This is a genomic window from Moorena producens 3L (genome assembly GCF_000211815.1).
In the GTDB taxonomy this organism is placed as follows: domain Bacteria; phylum Cyanobacteriota; class Cyanobacteriia; order Cyanobacteriales; family Coleofasciculaceae; genus Moorena; species Moorena producens.
In genome coordinates, this window is record NZ_GL890970.1 from 37,356 (window position 1) to 55,372 (window position 18,017).

Consider the following 18,017-nt stretch of genomic DNA (forward strand, 5'->3'; position numbering starts at 1 on the left):
AGCGCGAGCGGGTGGGAAGGGTGATCTCTGTTGTCGGTTGGGTTGAGTGCGTACGCTCTTGTAGGGTGCGTTCGATTACACTAGATCTATCAAGACATTGTTACTATCGCTTTGGTAGAGCTAATCTAATAAAAACGACAGTGGACGACTCATATTCTGAGCAAAGCCAAGGAGACCGCCATCGCGGTATTCGTAGAGTAATTTCCCCTGTGAATCGAATAAGAAGGTTCCCCCTCGCTGGGTCAGATAAGCCCCATTGGGTACATAAGTATTCCAGTGGCTTAAAACCTCTGTCATATTCCGCAGCCGCAGGGTTGCCAATTCAAAGGGTCTTTGAAAACCTTTGCCACCAGCCAGCCTGAAGAATGACCCCTTGATAGGGGGAAGTGGTATACCTCGCACAACCTCCTCATCATCGAGCAACTGCGGAGCCTGACTATCGCCCCAATAGCCTCGAAATACTTCAGCTAGAGTGCCAGGACTACCAATACCCGCACACATCAGCAGCAGATTCAAGTAGGCATTTAGGGTTATTGAGAGCCCTGGTAGCTTGAGCGATAGTCCTGGATAAAGATTAAGCTGGTGGTGCAGCTGTGCATTGGGACAGACAAACAGCCAATCCCCAGAAAACCCCGTATAGTTGCAGAATCGCTTACCAAAAATTTTGGGTTTAAAGCCCCGTCCTTATAGGACGGCTTTCTTTTTAAGTTAAAACTTGACAGTTTTCGCACTGCGTGTTATTATAAAAGCATAAACAAAAAATAAAAAACTAGATAAATACTATCTAATGATAAGTAGACAACGTAAAAAATATGTATCAGATACATATTGCGTAATTTGGTCTAACGACTTAAACGTCTATGAAAAAAATTAGATTAAAAAAGTATCTATCTATATATAAAAAAAAGGTACGGTGGGGCACACCGAAACCTAGGTTATAAACCAAATACGCTTGTGGAGAGGCGACCTCTATTTTTCCTGGCTCCGGCCTGGTTAAACAAGTAACCCCATTGAAGCAAGAATCCCCGTCCTTCCAGGGCGGGGAGTGTCAACAGAATCGCGATTGCCAATACCAACAGCTCGTATTACTATACCCTCGCCCTGTAACCTTTTTGCTTCCCGTTGCAGCCACCAAGCGTATTCGAGACTGTCGAAATCTCCAAGTTGGGGCCAGACAAGTACCAGCTGGCGGGTGGCTGACTCACAACCGCTCAGAAGTGGCAGGATGACTCCATCACTTACCCGCTGGCACTGGGTCTGATTTAAGATTGTGTAAGGATTCATGTTCAACCGGTTGTTTTAAGGGGAATGTGGTATTAAAAGTAAAGCACGCTTCGACATTGGTTTGAGCTTTGCGATGAAGCGTTCGCGTAGCGTGGCCTACGGCCTCAGCTTCCGCGCTTATGCGATCGCTTCTTCTATAATTTGTTGAATTGCTGCTAAATCAGGAGGCTGTTGGTGGCTCTCCATTCCCAGCCAAAGCAGATACTCAATATTACCACCAGGTCTACTCAAATTGCTGCCTCAATTAAAGGTATTTATCTGCCTTGATCGTAAATTCGGGACTTACTTCAAAGTACCATCGAGTTGAGCCTGGTACGATCGCCGATCAACTGAATGAGTGAGCGAACCATAACGGATCTTATTTCGTGCTTAAAGGGTATATGTGAGCGAACGGGCTTTGAATATAATGGACATTGGGTATCAAGGGAATAGATAGCTATCCACCAGGGATAGGAGGTTTAATATGGTGTCAGCACCTACTGAAGAACCAGCAATCATTCGGACAGAGCGGGGATTGACAATCGCAGGTACACGCATCACTCTTTACGACGTGATGGATTACCTGAAGGCTCAGTATCCACAACAGTTGATCTGTGAAAAACTAAGTCTTAATAATCATCAGATTCGTTCAGCGCTAGCCTACATTGAAACTCATCATGTTGAGTTTGAAGCGGAATACCAAGAATGTCTCCAAACAGCAAAGGAAATTCGGCAATATTGGGAAGAGCGAAATCGAGAACGATTTGCCAAGATCGCAGCAATGCCTCCGAAGCCAGGTCAGGAAGCCCTCCGTGCAAAACTCCAAGCATGGAAAGCGCGAATTGAAGCCCAGGCATAGCCATGAACTTTCTGATTGACTACAATTTAACTGGCGATGCTGTTCTATTTTGGGGAACACTATCGGCTGAAGGATGGCTGGAACTATTACCTATTCGCTTCTTTACATTTCAGGACGCTGACTTGCCAATGGATAGTAGCGATCGCGCTGTTTGGCACTTTGCTCAGAGCAACCAAATGATCCTGATTACCGCTAACCGAAATATGATAGGAGTTGACTCTCTAGAGCAAACAATTCGTGAGGACAATACACCAACTTCGTTACCAATTCTGACAATTGGTAACCCAGATCGACTTGACGAAAGTAGTTATCGGCAAAAATGCGCTACCCGATTGATTGAAGGCAACCCAACACCTCAGAACTTTGACCCATGATGTCCTGGAAGGCAAAAATTTACCTGATGATGTCGAAGTAACAGTTTCTCATGCCAGCATTAGCTAAAACCTTAGTGACTAAACTTTCTGAATCGGTCTTTGCTAAAATTTGGGATAATCCTGAAGATGCCGAGTATGATAACCTATAATTATCACTTATAATTTTGGTGATATTATTCAGTTATACGTGCTGTTTTACTTAACCGGAAAGAAGCGATTGATTAGTACAACAAAATTTGGTAATAACGGAGAAGTTAACTCATCCTGATCAAATAAGGTAGCAACTAGAGTTAATTTTACCTTGTCTCGGCGATATACCTCTACTTGCTTACGAAAACGATCGACAATCCAATATTCTTTTACTCCTTGAATTGAATATAATTTGACTTTCACTTCCCGGTCGCGTTTTTCATTTTCTTTACCAAAAGAAATTACTTCCACCACTAATTCTGGTGCTGCGGTAAGATGTCCAGCTTCATCTTCTATTTGAGCTAATCTTTCTTGGCTTACCCACACTACATCAGGAATCACATTATCGGCATCTGAGAAGATAATTCCGGGAGTAATAATAGTTTCACCATTACCTGTTGATTCTGACCAATTATTCAAATAACTAAAAATTCTGCCACAAACTTGTTGATGTCGTCGGTGAGGCGTTCGAGTCACAAATAATTCTCCTTCAATTATTTCGTATATTGTCCCTTCAGAGTGAGGCAATAGTTCTAAATCATCGATTATCCAACTGACTCGATCAATCGTTTCAGTCATACCAATTCTCCTAATTTAATATGTATTAATTTTATCAAAATGCAGATAAGCTAATATCATGTCGGGATAATTACCCTTAATAAAAATCTCCGCCATCTCCCCATCTCCCCACACTTCCCACCCTCCCCACACTTCCCACCCTCCCCACACTTCCCACCCTCCCTCTAATTATGGGTATTCAACCTGACTTGATATAATCCCTCATCCTGAGGGGGAGGGTGTTGCGCCACCCTTAAGTCATTCATCACCTCATTCACCCCCTTAATCGCCTTCCGCACTTGACAACGTGTCGGTATGGTGGGGTTCATAGCTCGAACTGTTCTGGATCTATGCCCTTTGCTTTTAATTGCGATCGCAAGGCTTGCAACGAAGCTTCTGCCTGTTCTGCCCGTTGTGATGCCTGTTGTTTTTCCAGCCTTTCGAGCTCTAAAGCTTCCTCCGCTTGCTCTAAAGCTTCTTCCGCTTGCTCTGCCCGTTGGCGTTCCTGTTCTTTTGCCAGCCTTTCGAGCTCTGCTTGTTGTTGAGCGAGATCTTTGAGCTCAATAATTTCCAAATAAGTAGCAAAACGTTCACCATTGGGATAATACAGCACCAATTGAGATGCTACTAACTCAAACCTAATTCCTAAACGGGGACTAACCCAACCTGGCATCTGGGGGATGGGTTCTAGTTTTTCGGCTGAACGCAACCAGCCTTTTAGTTTTGTCCGATTTGGATCATACAGATAGTACTCTTCTACTCCATGGGTCTGGTAAAACTTGAGTTTATCCTCTTCTAATTCCTTGATGGTGTTCGTTTCTGATGCTATTTCAAAGGTCACCTGGGGATTAAGGTTATCTTCAACCCAGGTTTTGTAGGAACGCCGATGCCCTTTGGGTCTACCTACAACCACCATCACATCGGGGGCTTGGTTGATTTTAGGTTGTCCTTGTTCTGGATACCACAACAAATCCCCAGCGACGAACACATTCGGGTCATCCTTGAATAGGGCTTCCAGGCCATACTTAATCGTGGTAATTAGTTCAAATTGAAGGGTATTGTCCGCCAAGGGTTTGCCATCACTTTCGGGATAGAAGATGTTATCGGTAGTGGGCGGTCGCTGCTGAACCATAAGGAAAAACCATTACCAGAGCTGATCAGCCTATTTTATCTTATACTCAGATCTTGAACCAAGTTTAAAATTTATCTGTAAAGGTAGGGAACTTCGGATCAGTAAACAGGTAAAAAAACCTGTATACCTCATTACTATGAGAAATGCTATATTAACCCGAAATGACGTTATTTATTGAGAGCATTAATTGCCAATATAGCTGTTGCAAAAGCCATTTTTAGCCTAGGTAATCTGCGGGATTCAGACCACTTTTGCAAAACGTCTAATCAGGGCATCTTCATTCAGGACTGGATGTTATTGCGTGCTTTCTGCTTAATATCAGGAAAAGTGCTGGGGGAGAATTCACCCCATTCAGCCGCTTCTATTCTCGGCTTGAGAAAGGCAGACAGTTGAGCGAGGGCTTCTTCGGAGCTTAGTTCTGGGTTGATGGGCACATCAGGCAGAGAGCGTTCAAGCACATATTCCTTAATCGTTTTGCCGCTCAGGGCTGCGTTCGCGAAGCGGTTCTAAAGGAACATCGCTTTGAGCTTCTGATGCTGTTCTGGGGTAACCAATCCCCACGGCGCTTATGCCGGGGGCTTTTAGTAGCCCTGTACAATATCTGTTAGAGAACAGGATAAGTACGAACCTCCGGGCAGGGTTACACTCTGCCCCAGCATTTTAATCATCATAGAACCATTGAAATCAGCATCTCCAATCCATCCACAAGCACTACACTTGTAGCGTTTTCGGGACCTATAAGACTTGCCTTTTACTGGATGGATATGCAGGCACTTGTGGCACGTTTGAGAGGTATAGCGAGGATTGACGAAGATGACTTCTACCCCAGCTTCTAAAGCCTTGTACCGTATAAATTCTCTAAGCTGATAAAAAGCCCAACTGTTAGACCTTCTTTTTTCGGTCTTAGACCTTGGCTGTAGGTTCGTCCTCTCTCTGATACCTGTCAAATCCTCCAGAGCGATAACTGCTCCTTGAGACTTTGCTGATTCAACAATAGCCTTGCTTACATTATGGTTAACCCAAGTCTGAAAACGTCTTTCTTTGCCTGATAGCCGTTTCTGAAGTTGGCGACATCTGCGTCTACTACTTCTTGTGCCCTTCGAGGCTTTCTGTTGAATTTGTCTTCTTACTCTGGCAAATTTGTCTCTAGTTTCCGTTACTTGCTTGCCAGAAAAACTCAGGTTTTCACTAGTAACAGCGATCTCCGTGCGCCCTAAGTCTACTCCAATAACCTTTTCTCTTTTTTGAGGTAATGGAGCTTTTTCCTTAACTTGGATATGAACATAATACTGACCATCACGATGCTTGCATAGTTGAGCGGAGGTAGGTTGCTTGCCTTTGAGTTTGCCAATTTGGTAGTTACCAATCTGCAAGGTAAATCTCTCTCTGCCACCTACTAAAGTTAAGCTAACAGTTTGATCTTTTTCTCTGTAACTGAAAATTCTGGCATCATAATCAGCACTAGTAGGACTGAAATTTGATACAGGCTTGTTTTTATGTTTAGCTGTTTTTCTGTTTGCAGCCACACGTCCACAAACTCTTACCGCTAAATTAGCGCTTAAGTTATAGGTTTCCCTGATGTATTTGTAAACCTGAGCCTGTATCGTGTTTTTGCTGGTTATGGAGGATTTTACGACAGCATTGGTATAGTTGCAAGCATCCGCAAACCCCTTAAGTGTGGCCTCAATCTTGTCGGCTTGCTGGGGTGTCGGTTGAATCTTGCAAACTATTGTTAATACTGTGGTTTCCATCTCCATAAATTCACATGTGAGTATCTATTGCTATTATACATCAAGATTTTGGATATTCCGGAAGATTTCGCCGCCAACCTCGGGCTTTGTCCGACGCTACGCGAACAAGGGTATTGAACCCATTGACCTGCTTGTCACGCTGCGCGAACGGCTGGCTGCGGGGGATTATCCCCCAGACCCCCTATTTTTGGTGATCTCAATCGAAAGCCTAGGCATGGGAAATCCCTATGTTGTTCTTGAACAACATTTCTGGAATAACAACTTTTGTTGCTTTTACGCAGTCGGGAACAGCGGATCTCGGAACAGGGGATCTCGGAACAGGGCAAAGTGGACAAGAATTGACCCAAAGCCATACAGCGTGGTCTTGGGGGTTCCCCCCACGGGAGTTTAGTTTATCCGAAGACCTTGCTGCATCACTACTCTGTTCTCCCTACTCCCTACTCCATGCTGCCCTCAAGGTAATCCCGGTAAGAGTAGTTATCGACACTAAGAGCCTAACACTAACTAATCTCAGCTCATCCCCCTAGTGGGCAAAGCCTATCCAGAGAGATTCACTTTTTGACTTCCATTAATGGACACAATTGCTCTGAAGCTTATCTGATGGTGGTCTTGAGAGGATTACACCTAGAGTTTTAGAGGAATGCGATCGCTTTTAGCGTGGCCTACGGCCAATCGCGTAGCGTGACCTGCATGTCAATCGCAAAAATAAACCCAAATTACACATGGGTACAGTTTCCCGGAAGCAATTGCTGTAACCCGAATTTAAAAAGGGTTTTATGGGTTGTTAACCCCATTAGTATGGAGGAATTTAAGTTAAATGCGATCGCTTTTAGCGGAAGCTTCGCTTCATCGCATAGACTTTTGGTCAAAACTCAGCTGCGAACCTAGGGCTGGTAGCCCACTGAAAAGTGGAAACCATTCTCTTGTAGTGAATTTCCCCGGTTGTTGACCTCAATCAAGGGGATACCATAGTCTAGGCGCAAATCTAAACCAGAGATAATCTGCGATCGCAAACCTACTCCCAGGCTAGCAATGGTGGCGAGGTCAGGGTCAGGATCTAGATTATTCCAAGCTGTACCGATCTCAAAAAAAGGGGCTAGTTGTAGCCTGCTGGGGTCTGAGGTGAGAGGGATGCGGAGTTGTACCGAACCCAGGATACCGTTATCAGCAACCAGTTGGTTTTGTCGATAGCCTTTGATAGTATCCACGCCACCGATACTGAAGCGTTCTAGGGAGAGCAAAGAATCTGGGGTTAACTGAGCATTAATTTGTGTGATCAGCGTCGTTCTCGGTGACAACTGTTGTACCAATTGGAATTGTCCCAACCAGCTAAAGAATCGCCCGTCAGTCCCACTATTGTTGATAGTTGCATCAAAGGCACCCAACCCAAAACTAAACTGAGAGCGAGCAGCTAATATCCGACTAGGGCTACTACGGTCTATCCAATCTTGAGAAAATCGCAATACCGTTACCTTGGATTCGCCGTCTTCTGGACCAACTGAGAAAGAAAAAGGTTCCCCGAGTAAGAAGGTTTGACTGCGACGCAAGTCTAGGGCTAAACTCAGAGCAAATTCACTTTCTGGGGAGCGTAATATCGGTTGGCGAAAACTAACAGAAAAGGTGCGAGTTTCGCTTTCGATATCAAACTCCTCGAATTCATCTGCGATAATGCCGCTGTCGCTGTTGTTGTAGCGTACAGTAAGGGTGCCATTGTAGGGATTGACGGGGATAGAATAGTTGATATCGTAGAGGTCTAGCCCTTCGGTAAAGCTGTATTGAGTGCTGAAGCGATCGCCAAAACCCAAAAGATTATCATGGGCAACAAACAGCCTGGTTTGTAGTGAACCAATGCTGGGAGATTGGTTGTTGGCCGTAGAAATACCAGCGTGAAAGGCAGACGCTTCTTTGAGTTTGACTTGCAAAATATTGCTACCAGAGCCGCTTCCTGCAGTTAACTCGGCATCCACTTGATTGAGTAAAGGGTCAAGTTGCAGCAGTTTCAGGGCTTCTTCTAAGCGGCTTCGGTTTAATGGTGGGTTAGTGGCCAGTTCAAGGCGACTGCGCACATATCCTTCCCGCAGACGGTTTAATCCCTCCAGTTCAATCCGTTCTAAGTCACCCTCAACCACCTGGATTTTCACAACACCTTTGCTAAAGTCTTGGACGGGCAAAAATGCGCCAGAGGTGATGTAACCATTTTTAATGTAGAGCTCAGTAATGGCAGAACGCAGTTGAAGCAACTCCTCAAACCTTACTTCACGGTTCTCATATTGGTTTTTTTTATCTGCAATTTCTTCTTGCAAAACGGTATTGCCCAAGACCTCCACTTCTGTGACGAAGAATGGCACACTGGATGGAATTGTAACTTCAGGGAGTTGGGGAGAGGAAGGAATTTCCAGACTTGGATCCGGTGGTGATGCTGGAGATTCTTCACGAACAGGAGGAGGTAAATCGGATGGCTTGGGAATAGTTTCCTCAATCCTCTCAGGGGTTTCGGTGGGAAGGTTCACTCCTGGGGGTGGATTAGACTGAGCCACTGCTCCCATAGTTAGGCTCACGATGGGAAGAATGCTAGAGCCTGAAATTACAATAATCGATTTCAGTGTATGATACATAGTTTCAGCCTTGTTCGCATTGCTGAATCTTTGGATGAATAGGAGTGGGGTGGGCATGCTGCTTGCTCGGGAATGAAATAGGCAAGATGCCTGCTCGGAAATGAAACAGGCAAGATGCCTGCTCGGGAATGAAATAGGCAAGATGCCTGCCTGGTCGGAAATGAAACAGGCAAGATGCCTGTTCTACAGCTAGATGCTTGTTCCACCAAGATGCCCGAGGCAGGAAACAGGCAAGATGCCTGCCTGGTCGCAAATGAAACAGGCAAGATGCCTGTTCTACAGCCAAATGCCTATTCCACAACACTATTAAAATCATCCCGTATTTATAGCACTACGCATTAAAGTGTTTGACATTGATAAAAGCTCAAAAGCTGTTGTAGTCAACTTTTCCATGCATGGCTCTTGCCTTGGGCGTAGCGCTATATCTAACCAAATACTTCCCCCAACCCCCAGAGGCTGAGGGTGTTTTTGGAAAGAGTCTTAAACAAAGTTAAAGTCCGCAGAGGTCACGACATTAGTGGTGTCTTCTACCACACCGATAAGATCGTTCTTATAGTAAATCAAGGTATCCTTTGCACTGCTGCCAGACCAGTTTTGGAAGCTCAGTGAGTAGTCACTGGCACTACCATAAACCTCGAACTTATCTCCCTCAGACCAGTAGAAGTCGGTAATTGTGGCATAGCCCGAGCCTAGATAGAATGCCCCAAAGGCATTCCCCAAAACAAATGTATCTGCTCCATCATAAGAACCTTGAACACCAGGCTGGGATGAACTGTAGTCTCCGCTTAGGATATCGTATTCTCCGATAGTGCCACCATAACCATTGAGGATGTCATTACCGGAACCCCCGACTAATGTATCGGTGCCCGTTCCTCCAAGTAATGTATCATGGCCAGATTCACCCTTAAGGCTGTCATGGCCGGAACTGCCACTTAAGTAATCGTTCCCAGAGTAACCTAGAAGGGTGTCGTTACCTGAGCCACCATACATATTGTCATTGCCAGTCCAGCCATCCAGATAGTCGTTACCACTCTCACCGTAGAGCTTATCGTTGCCGCTATTACCATATAAATTATCGTGTCCAGAGTAACCTAGAAGGGTGTCGTTACCTGAGCCACCATACATATTGTCATTGCCAGTCCAGCCATCCAGATAGTCGTTACCACCCTCACCGTAGAGCTTATCGTTGCCGCTATTACCATACAAAGTGTCGTTCTTCGGACCGCCAATCAGGGTATCATCGCCCCCATTACCCGTCATTGTCCAAGACTTCCATTTCTTGAATATCCACCAACCTTCCTTGTGTGCTTGAAAGTAATTGTTAGCATTGTTACCGATGTAATTTCCCATGGTTTTTACTCCTGAGAGCATTGAATTGTGTAACTTCAAAGGGTTATCTTCAGTCAATTAATTCTAGATAACCCCAATGTCTAAGCTTTGATTTTTGCGACGACAATTTGGTCGTTTATTCGGCAAAAAAAACAAATTATTTAGAGATAATTTGTTCAGCAACTACCTTAGCTTGTTGCTTAATTTTCATAATAAAGTTAAGACTTTTAGAATTCATTCACCGTATCTACCAATGTGATGACTTGGATAACCAAGACTCATGGCAAGATTTAGTCAGTGGGATTGCTGAAAACTACATATTGGTAATCAAAAAGAGAGGCTCTAATCCAGTGAGCCTCTCTTTTTTGGTTTACGGTAGTTGTGCTAAAAGCTAAAGCTTGAAGCTAAGGAAGTATAGGATCAAGCTTCTGTTCAAAATCCCTAACCCCCAGCCTCAAGAACATTCCCGCCCCATCACTAGGCGTCCATTGGGCAGTTGATACACCCCGGTTGCTTCAACAATTGGGTCACCCTTTTGCCAAGGACGAGAGGCACTCTGACTCGGTACCGTGCGTACCTCTCCAGTGGGATAACGTGAAACGGAAGCATCCCCAGGGCGGGTGGGTAAGTTACCACCACCGGTAATGATGAATTTTCCTTCTTGTTCACTGGTTCGGACAATGCAGCTATTGGCTAGCAGATTGTCGGTGTCAATCAGATTGTCCGGTAACTCTGTCAGGCTGTTTGTGATATGAGCGAGGTTGGGTAAACCCTGAATATCCCCAGGGATAGCAGCACTAGCGTTGATATCGACTCGGTTATTATTATCTAAAGTGGCTGGGTCAGTGCCTGGTGGTGCTGGACGGAAAGCAAAGCCGAAGAAGATGGGGGTTGTGAAGGTAATATTACCTCCTCGGCCATCACGGGCAAAGGCTAGGATATCACTGTCAGCGAAGGCAATGAGGGAGTCAGTGGTGATGGTAATATTGCCCCCGTTGTCAGCACCGCTGAAGACACTGGTGGTAATGTCACTGTCACCGCGTAGCCTAATATCTTTGGCTGTGATTTTGATCTCACCTCCGGCAGATTGAGTGGTAGCAGTAATAATATTGCCGTCAGTAGCTGTTAACCTGTCTGAGACATTGATATCGATGTTGCCAGCGTCGCCTTCTCCCTGACTTTGGGCAGATATCTCTGCACCATCCTCAAGGGTTAGTTTTCCAGTGGTAATCTCTAAGTCTCCAGCCTTTTTAGTTGAGCCTGGAAGTGCTGCTGTAAAGACACCACTGGGGACTGTGCCATCCGCTGAGGTGCCAATCACTTCTACTGATTCTGAGGCATTGATGGTTATATTTCCTCCTTTACCTGCATTTGCGGTTGCTGCGCCAATGCGTGAACCACTGCGGACCATCAGTTGGTTGGTTTCAATAGTTATATCCCCGGCATTTCCGAAAGCATTAATAGAAGTAGCAACAGAATCAGTAGAAGTAGCAACAGGACCAATAATTGTATCTGCCGAAATTGTAGCTCCCTCCTCAAGAGTTATTCTGCCAGATTTTAAAAATAACTTTCCTGCATCACCATTTCCGAGAGTAGCAGTTGCTATGCCTGCCTGACCTTGAATCTCGATAGACTCGGTAGCAGTTATACTTAACTCTCCGCCTTTTCCGCCAGACAAGGTAACTTGCCCATTATTTCTTTCAGTTAAAAGAGGTGCTGAGGTAATTCCAGCTCCATTCTGAATGACTAAACTACTAGTACTAAGGCTTAACTTACCAGCATTACCAGTCCCAAAAGTTGCTGTTGTCAAACCTGTAGTAGTTTGACCTGCCTGGCGAATTGAGTTTGGGTCTAGAGGATTAGGATTAAATACTATTGATTGATTGCCCCTTAGTATAACAGACTCGGAAGCATTGATGGTTAAGTTCCCTCCATTGCCACTGCTGAATGTTTCTGTTCCTATTCCAGTCAAGCTATTCAATTCAGGTCGGTCATTTTGTACAACCAATTGCTTAGTATTAATGGTTGCGTTGCCAGCATTGCCATTCCCAAATGTCTGGACAAGCAATCGACTACCATTGGTTATATTGATGGAATCAGAGGCATTAATGTTGAGATTTCCTCCCGAGCCATCCCCACGAGTCCTCGTCGATACTTTCGTCCCAGTAAAGGAAACGGATTGAGCCTTGATATTAATATCACCAGCCTTACCGGAGCCATCAGTGTCGGTAGTAATAAGCTGATTTTTTGCTATGATTGCACCGTTGCTATTTAACGTAATATCACTTCCTGCAACATCGCGACCACTAGAATCAAGAGAACCAAGGTTAAGGTCACCGTCAGCAGACAAGGTTATCGGTCCGCCACTGCCAGAGGAATATGTACTGAGAAGACCTGCCGTAGTATCGATACTACCATTGGTGCTGTTGAGGGTAATCGAGCCACTGGGACTAATAATATCCTGAGTATTAATGTCTCCGATGGCGTTGAGGATCAAGCTTATTTCTTGATTGGAAGATTCTCCAATACTAAGGCTACCGCTTTGTGCGATCGCACCACCAGAAGTAATGTTTAAATTACCAGAATAAGTTGAGTTGAGTAAGTTGGTAGAGTCACTTTCGTTGATTGAGATGTTACCCCCTGTAAAGGAAAGATTCCCAAACTGATTGTCTGAGTTGTTGAGAGTAATATTGCCATTCTCAGCATTAAAGCTAGCAGTACCGCTAACATTTAGAGCACCATTTTGGATAATTTCGGGAGTACCTGTATCGAGGCGACTTAGGGGTGCTTCAGTATTTATTCTCAATACGCCACCAAAGGAGTTTCCAGATTGAGCTAATTCAATCGCTGTACTTTCGTTAAAGGCTTCATTGTTGTTGAAAGTCAGTCTTCTGCCTAAGCTGTTCACCGTTAGATTGCCAGAGATAGTTTCGGCATTTAGGGTGATCTGTCCCACGTCAGTGATAATTACATCCCCATTGGGCAAGGTTATTCGAGGCAAAATATTGTTGCCAGTAGGCTCTAAATTGTCACTAGGAGCGTTTGGAATAGTGTTCCCTGCTACTTGTAAGATTTCCCCAGGGGCTTGGAAAATTGGTCCAGTAGAGTTAATCGTAAAATCCCCACCAATCAGGGAATTACCGATGATGGTGGCATTACTGTTAGTAATTGTGACATTGCCAGCGTTGGGGAGGGTAGTGGTGAGGCTGGTATCTCCTACAACAGTTAATGATGCTCCTATATCTTGAGTAATCATGCCTCCAGAGGTTAAGTTCAAGTTACCAGTGGCAGAGGAACTGATCAGATTTGTCTGGTCACTCTCACGGATAGAGACATCATTACCGGTGAAGGCTAGATTACCAAACTGATTAGCTGGTTCGTTGAGACTAATATTGCCAGTGTTGGCGTTGAAAGTAGCGGTACCACTGACAGTTTGAGTGCCAGTTTGAATAATCCCGGGGGTACCTTCCAACAAGATGGCATCGGTGGTGGTGTTAAACCGGAGGGTACCGCCAAAGGAATTGTCTTGATTAAGAGTGATGGCAGGGTTATCCAGAACTTGGTTAAAACTGACAACGGCTGCTGGTAAGCTATTTACTGTCAGGTTACCTGTGACGGTGTGGGCCTCTAGGTTAACTGTTCCCAGCTGAGTAATAATCAAATCCCCATTGGGTAGGAGAGTCTCTTGAGAAAAGTCACCGATAGTGTTAATTAGGGGTTGGCTACCTCCCCCATTCACTGAGATCTCTCCAGCCACTTGCAAGGGTTCGCCGGGAACTTGAGTAATTGGTAGAGCAGAGTTCAGAGTGAAGTTGCCCCCAATAATGGAGTAACCAATGGTGGTAGGTTTAGTGTTGGTAACACTGACATTACCTGCATTGGCTAGAGTGCTGGTGAAGAAGGCATCCCCATTCACAAATAGACTGCCGCTAGTTTGGGTAATGGTACTCCCTAAAACACTAAGATTACCACTACCAGTATTGATGTCATTGTTAAAGGTAACGTCGCTACCGGCAATGAAGGTCAGGGGGTTATTGTTGGTGTTAAGGGCTCCAGTTGTTGTAATCGTTCCGCCTGTAACTGGAGTTTGAATCGTAGTAGGACTATTGAAGGCAGCAGGCAAAATAGCGATCGCACCGCTGCTGTTGTCTCGCCCAATCAGAATCTGGGCAAACCCGTTTTGTAACCTGTTGAGTTCGCTGCTGTCTAAATTTAAGCGGGCATCAGTAGTAGTGCCACCGATAGTGATGCCCAAAGTAGGGTCAAGGGGCTGTAGCTGAAGGCGGTTCGCGCCTCTAATTTCAGCCAGATTACTAGGGATAGTAATTTCATCAGCGGTGAGGGTGATGTTTCCAGTGCCAATAGCTTCAATTGCACCTCCATTACCAAAGAAAATCCCCTCACTGTTATTGCCAATGCCGCTAATAATGCCTTCTATAGTAATGTTTCCAGTTCCAGTAGTTCGCACTACGCCACCGCCAACTGCACCTAACCAAATACCGTAATTTTCAGTTCCGGTTCCTCTGCTAATTCCTCTCAAGAGGATATCGCCATCTACCGATGTCACTCTAGTGTTGGAACCTAAAACAACGATTCCTTGATCCCCGTCCGACCCGATTCCACCATTCCCCCCATTTCCTCTCATGGTAATCATTCCTGTTCCGGTGGATTCTACCCCACCGCCAGCTACAATCGAAATGCCCTCGTTGCCAAACCCAACATTACTGCTTGCGTTAGCAGTACCTGTTATTTCGATAGAGCCTGCTCCAGTCGATTGCACCAAGCCTTGATTTAAAATATAAATGCCGTGGTTAAGATCTCCATTACTTGGAGCTGCTGTACCTCTGAGGGTGATATTTCCATCTTTTCCACTCACTCTGGAACCATTACCATCAATTAATATGCCTTGATTCTCAGAAGTTCCAGCAGCACTTGTACCCTCCAAAGTGATGGCTCCAGTACCCGTTGATTGAATTACACCACCACTGGTAGGATTTGCACCCAGATTGGAATCGCTCAGAAGAATACCGTTGTTGTTGCTCCCAGTTCCGCTACCAGTTCCCTGAAGAGTAATACTTCCTACCCCAGTTGTTTCCAGCAAGCCGTTCTGAAATATGAAAATACCAGAATTATTTTTCCCAGTTCCGTTACTGTTGCCTAACAACCTAATATTTCCATCTACTGAGCTTACTTTAGCGTTGCTTCCAACAGCTATTCCTTGATGATCGTCACTGCCAGCACCGGCAGTACCCGTCAAGGTAATATTCCCAGTTTTAGTTGCTTCCACAATGCTGCGAGTTTGAATCGAAATGCCATCACCGTCCACACCATTTGCATTAGTCGTACCTGTCAAGGTAATATTCCCGCTGGATTGCACTACACCGTCTAATCCAATAAAAATGCCGTGATTGCTTAAACTTGCAGGTGTTTGACCAGCATTACTACCGCCAGTCAGAGTTATATCTCCATTAATCGAACTAATTCTAGACTTTTCATCTTGAAGTAGTATTCCGTGATTAAAATTCGCTCCACTCCCGCTGAAACCCTCTAGGTCAATGGTGCCATTGGTTGTTTCTACCACACTGCCAGAGTTAATGAAAATACCTGTATTGCCGCTTCCAGTGCCGTTTCCAGTACCTGTCAAGCTAAGATTTCCAGTTGTTGCAGAAACCCTAGAACCGGACCGAATACTTATCCCGTGATTACCGTCTGTCCCAATACCATTAATACCTACTAGGGTTATGTTCCCTGTTCCAGTGGCTTCTACCACACTAGGACCTCCAGCGGGGAACTGTTCCCGAATTAGGATGCCATAGTTCAAACTGCCAGTACCGGTAGTAGTACCACTCAGAAAAATGTTCCCCGTCCCAGTGGAACGTACTAGACCATTGTCACGAATTTGAATACCCCATCCATTATTAAAACCTTTGGCAATACCTGTTAGCCTAATATCCCCATTTTCTGAACTAATGATCGTGTTTTCTGTAACATCAACCCCAATACTATGCCCTCCGATTCCACCATTGCCAATTAGAGTAATCGTCCCTAGCCCGGTGGTTTTTAATTCGCTGTTCTCCAGAAAAATGCCGATGCCATTGCCAGTGCCATCAGGTATTCCCGTCCCCTCTAATTTAAGATTGCCACCTCCAGCGTTGATGTTAGCATTGTTAAGATGGTGTCCCCACCCGTTGGAATTATTCGTTCCCCTGCCCAAACTACTGAAATCACCACCATTAGTATCAATCGTGGCATTAAAAATACCAATAGCGCCTGCTCCACTATTGTCACTATCAGCCAACAGCTCTACATTCAACTGACCGCTATTGGAAGTAATATCAGCGTTCAGAAAAATATCGTTTTCTGCCTGCAAGGTAAGAGTTGCGTCTCCACCTGCTGTCTTGCGAATTGGTGCATCATTGTTCTGAGTAATGTTACCTTGATCAGTGCCACCGATAGTTGTTGAAATTGTGACGTTGGTGCCCCTATTCAGGGCAGCATTAATATTAGCAACATCAACTGTATTGGTCCCAATCCCACCGCCACCGTTTGCGAGTGTGATATCAGTGGGATCGATTAACCAAGTGCCACCACTACCATTAGGAGCACTAGCATCGGGAGTAGTGGTGAGATTAAGAAACTGTTTGCCAGAGGTTTCAATAAATCCCCCATCACCGGAAACAGTTCCTCCCCTTGCTGTAAGGGTTCCGTGAACGGTTGCTGTCTGATCCGCCCAAACAATCACCTTGCCCCCATCCCCATTGATCAAGGCATCGGCATTAATCCTTACATCGGAGCCAACAAAGGTACGTGCTGCATTGGGAACGGTGCCATTACCCTGAAAGTCTCCCCCAATCAATACTGTACCGCCACCGGTGTCAGACGAGACATCAATTCGGGCATTTTCCAACAAGCTAACCTGATTTCCGAGAACCTCAACCAGGCCACCAGCTGCTGTCAGGGAGCCAGTGCTAGTTACCGTACCACCGGATAAGCTGAGCGTTTGTCCGGAACCAACTGCCAAATTCCCAGCATTAGCGATCGCACCAGCTTGATTCGTCCCATATTGCAATCCCAAAGGCACACTTACCGTTAACAACGACGAATTGTCGGGATTGGCACTAAAGGATGACCCATCCCCAAAGGTGATCGAATTCGCTGTACTCGCCACAAAGGAACCCTGAATATCCAGTTGAGCATTGGCTCCAAAGATAATCCCATGGGGATTCAGTAAAAATAGATTAGCAGCACCATCGACTCCCAAGGTGCCCAAAATACTTGAGGGATTAGTGCCAGTCACCCGTGAGATAATATTATCAATTCCTGCTGGATTAGCAAAATAAACCCGTTGTAACTCCTCAACATTAAAATCAGTAAAACTGTGGAACAGATTTGCCCCTCGTTCTGCTCCACCTTCTATCAAATCCGCTAGCCCTCCCCTAACATCAGCATCAGGCGTAACCCGAGAACTTTCAGCCCCTAAAGTCGTATCTGGTGTAACCTCAGCCAAGGCTTGATGTTTATCAAAGGGAAAAAACACACCAATCGTTAAGCAACTGGCTACCTTCAATAAGCCACAGCAACGACCCCAAGATTGATTAACCATGGAATTATTCTCCTTGCTCTAAGCATTCAGCGGTCAGCGGTCAGCGGTCAGCGGTCAGTGGTCAGTGGTCAGTAGTCAGTGGTCAGTGGTCAGTGGTCAGTGGTCAGCCGTCAGTGGTCGCTGAAAGCTGAAAGCTTTTCGCGTAGCGTGCGCTAATCGCTGATAGCTGATAGCTGATAGCTGATAGCTGATAGCTGATCGCTGATAGCTGATAGCTGATAGCTGAAAGCTGAAAGCTGATAGCTGATAGCTGATAGCTGATAGCTGATAGCTGATCGCTGATAGCTGATAGCTGATAGCTGATAGCTGAATGCTTACTTTACTTTTTTGCTACCTCAGAAAGA

Annotated in this window: 12 protein-coding genes and 1 pseudogene; 3 read left to right on the forward strand and 10 right to left on the reverse strand. The window is 45.3% G+C overall.

Annotation, left to right across the window (positions count from 1 at the left end; all coding sequences use genetic code 11):
* Window positions 1-120: 120 nt before the first annotated feature.
* Both LYNGBM3L_RS28880 and LYNGBM3L_RS28885 read right to left on the reverse strand, forming a co-directional pair.
* Window positions 121-657 (reverse strand): annotated as a pseudogene (locus tag LYNGBM3L_RS28880) (AhpC/TSA family protein); the annotation flags it as partial.
* Between the two features lie 336 nt (window positions 658-993).
* On the reverse strand, window positions 994-1,284 hold the full coding sequence (locus LYNGBM3L_RS28885) for a hypothetical protein (protein ID WP_008189775.1): 291 nt from the start codon (window positions 1,282-1,284) through the stop codon (window positions 994-996).
* A 463-nt stretch (window positions 1,285-1,747) separates the two neighbouring features.
* On the opposite strand from LYNGBM3L_RS28885, the gene LYNGBM3L_RS28890 reads away from it, so the two are divergent.
* Entirely contained in the window at window positions 1,748-2,122 is a 375-nt protein-coding gene (locus LYNGBM3L_RS28890; protein ID WP_008189779.1) for a DUF433 domain-containing protein, read from the forward strand.
* A 2-nt stretch (window positions 2,123-2,124) separates the two neighbouring features.
* Window positions 2,125-2,496: a DUF5615 family PIN-like protein gene (locus tag LYNGBM3L_RS28895; protein ID WP_008189781.1), complete on the forward strand. Its 372-nt coding sequence runs from the start codon at window positions 2,125-2,127 to the stop codon at window positions 2,494-2,496.
* A gap of 195 nt (window positions 2,497-2,691) precedes the next feature.
* On the opposite strand, the gene LYNGBM3L_RS28900 is transcribed toward LYNGBM3L_RS28895, so the two are convergent.
* From LYNGBM3L_RS28900 to LYNGBM3L_RS28910, 4 genes are all read right to left on the reverse strand, one after another.
* Window positions 2,692-3,264, reverse strand: a complete 573-nt coding sequence (locus LYNGBM3L_RS28900) for a Uma2 family endonuclease (protein WP_008189786.1) — start codon at window positions 3,262-3,264, stop codon at window positions 2,692-2,694.
* 304 nt (window positions 3,265-3,568) lie between these two features.
* Window positions 3,569-4,375 carry a Uma2 family endonuclease gene (locus tag LYNGBM3L_RS28905; protein WP_008189790.1) on the reverse strand — a complete coding sequence of 269 codons (807 nt, stop codon included), beginning with the start codon at window positions 4,373-4,375 and terminating at the stop codon, window positions 3,569-3,571.
* Between the two features lie 281 nt (window positions 4,376-4,656).
* Window positions 4,657-4,860, reverse strand: coding sequence for a type II TA system antitoxin, ParD family (locus LYNGBM3L_RS37330; RefSeq protein WP_267872116.1), 204 nt, complete (start codon window positions 4,858-4,860; stop codon window positions 4,657-4,659).
* A gap of 96 nt (window positions 4,861-4,956) precedes the next feature.
* Complete coding sequence (locus tag LYNGBM3L_RS28910; protein ID WP_008189792.1) at window positions 4,957-6,132, reverse strand: RNA-guided endonuclease InsQ/TnpB family protein; 1,176 nt, start codon at window positions 6,130-6,132, stop codon at window positions 4,957-4,959.
* Between the two features lie 230 nt (window positions 6,133-6,362).
* On the opposite strand from LYNGBM3L_RS28910, the gene LYNGBM3L_RS28915 reads away from it, so the two are divergent.
* A complete protein-coding gene (locus LYNGBM3L_RS28915; RefSeq protein ID WP_131826858.1) occupies window positions 6,363-6,653 on the forward strand; it encodes a hypothetical protein in 291 nt (96 codons plus the stop codon).
* Between the two features lie 357 nt (window positions 6,654-7,010).
* On the opposite strand, the gene LYNGBM3L_RS28920 is transcribed toward LYNGBM3L_RS28915, so the two are convergent.
* The 4 genes from LYNGBM3L_RS28920 to LYNGBM3L_RS28930 form a co-directional block, all read right to left on the reverse strand.
* Window positions 7,011-8,741: a ShlB/FhaC/HecB family hemolysin secretion/activation protein gene (locus LYNGBM3L_RS28920; protein WP_044495378.1), complete on the reverse strand. Its 1,731-nt coding sequence runs from the start codon at window positions 8,739-8,741 to the stop codon at window positions 7,011-7,013.
* 4 nt (window positions 8,742-8,745) lie between these two features.
* Entirely contained in the window at window positions 8,746-9,042 is a 297-nt protein-coding gene (locus tag LYNGBM3L_RS42040; protein ID WP_229414752.1) for a hypothetical protein, read from the reverse strand.
* Window positions 9,043-9,221: 179 nt separating this feature from the next.
* Window positions 9,222-10,091 (reverse strand): calcium-binding protein, encoded by an 870-nt coding sequence (locus tag LYNGBM3L_RS35135; RefSeq protein ID WP_052308483.1) that lies wholly within the window; start codon window positions 10,089-10,091, stop codon window positions 9,222-9,224.
* Window positions 10,092-10,524: 433 nt separating this feature from the next.
* Window positions 10,525-17,673, reverse strand: a complete 7,149-nt coding sequence (locus LYNGBM3L_RS28930) for a two-partner secretion domain-containing protein (protein ID WP_008189801.1) — start codon at window positions 17,671-17,673, stop codon at window positions 10,525-10,527.
* Between the last annotated feature and the right edge of the window lie 344 nt (window positions 17,674-18,017).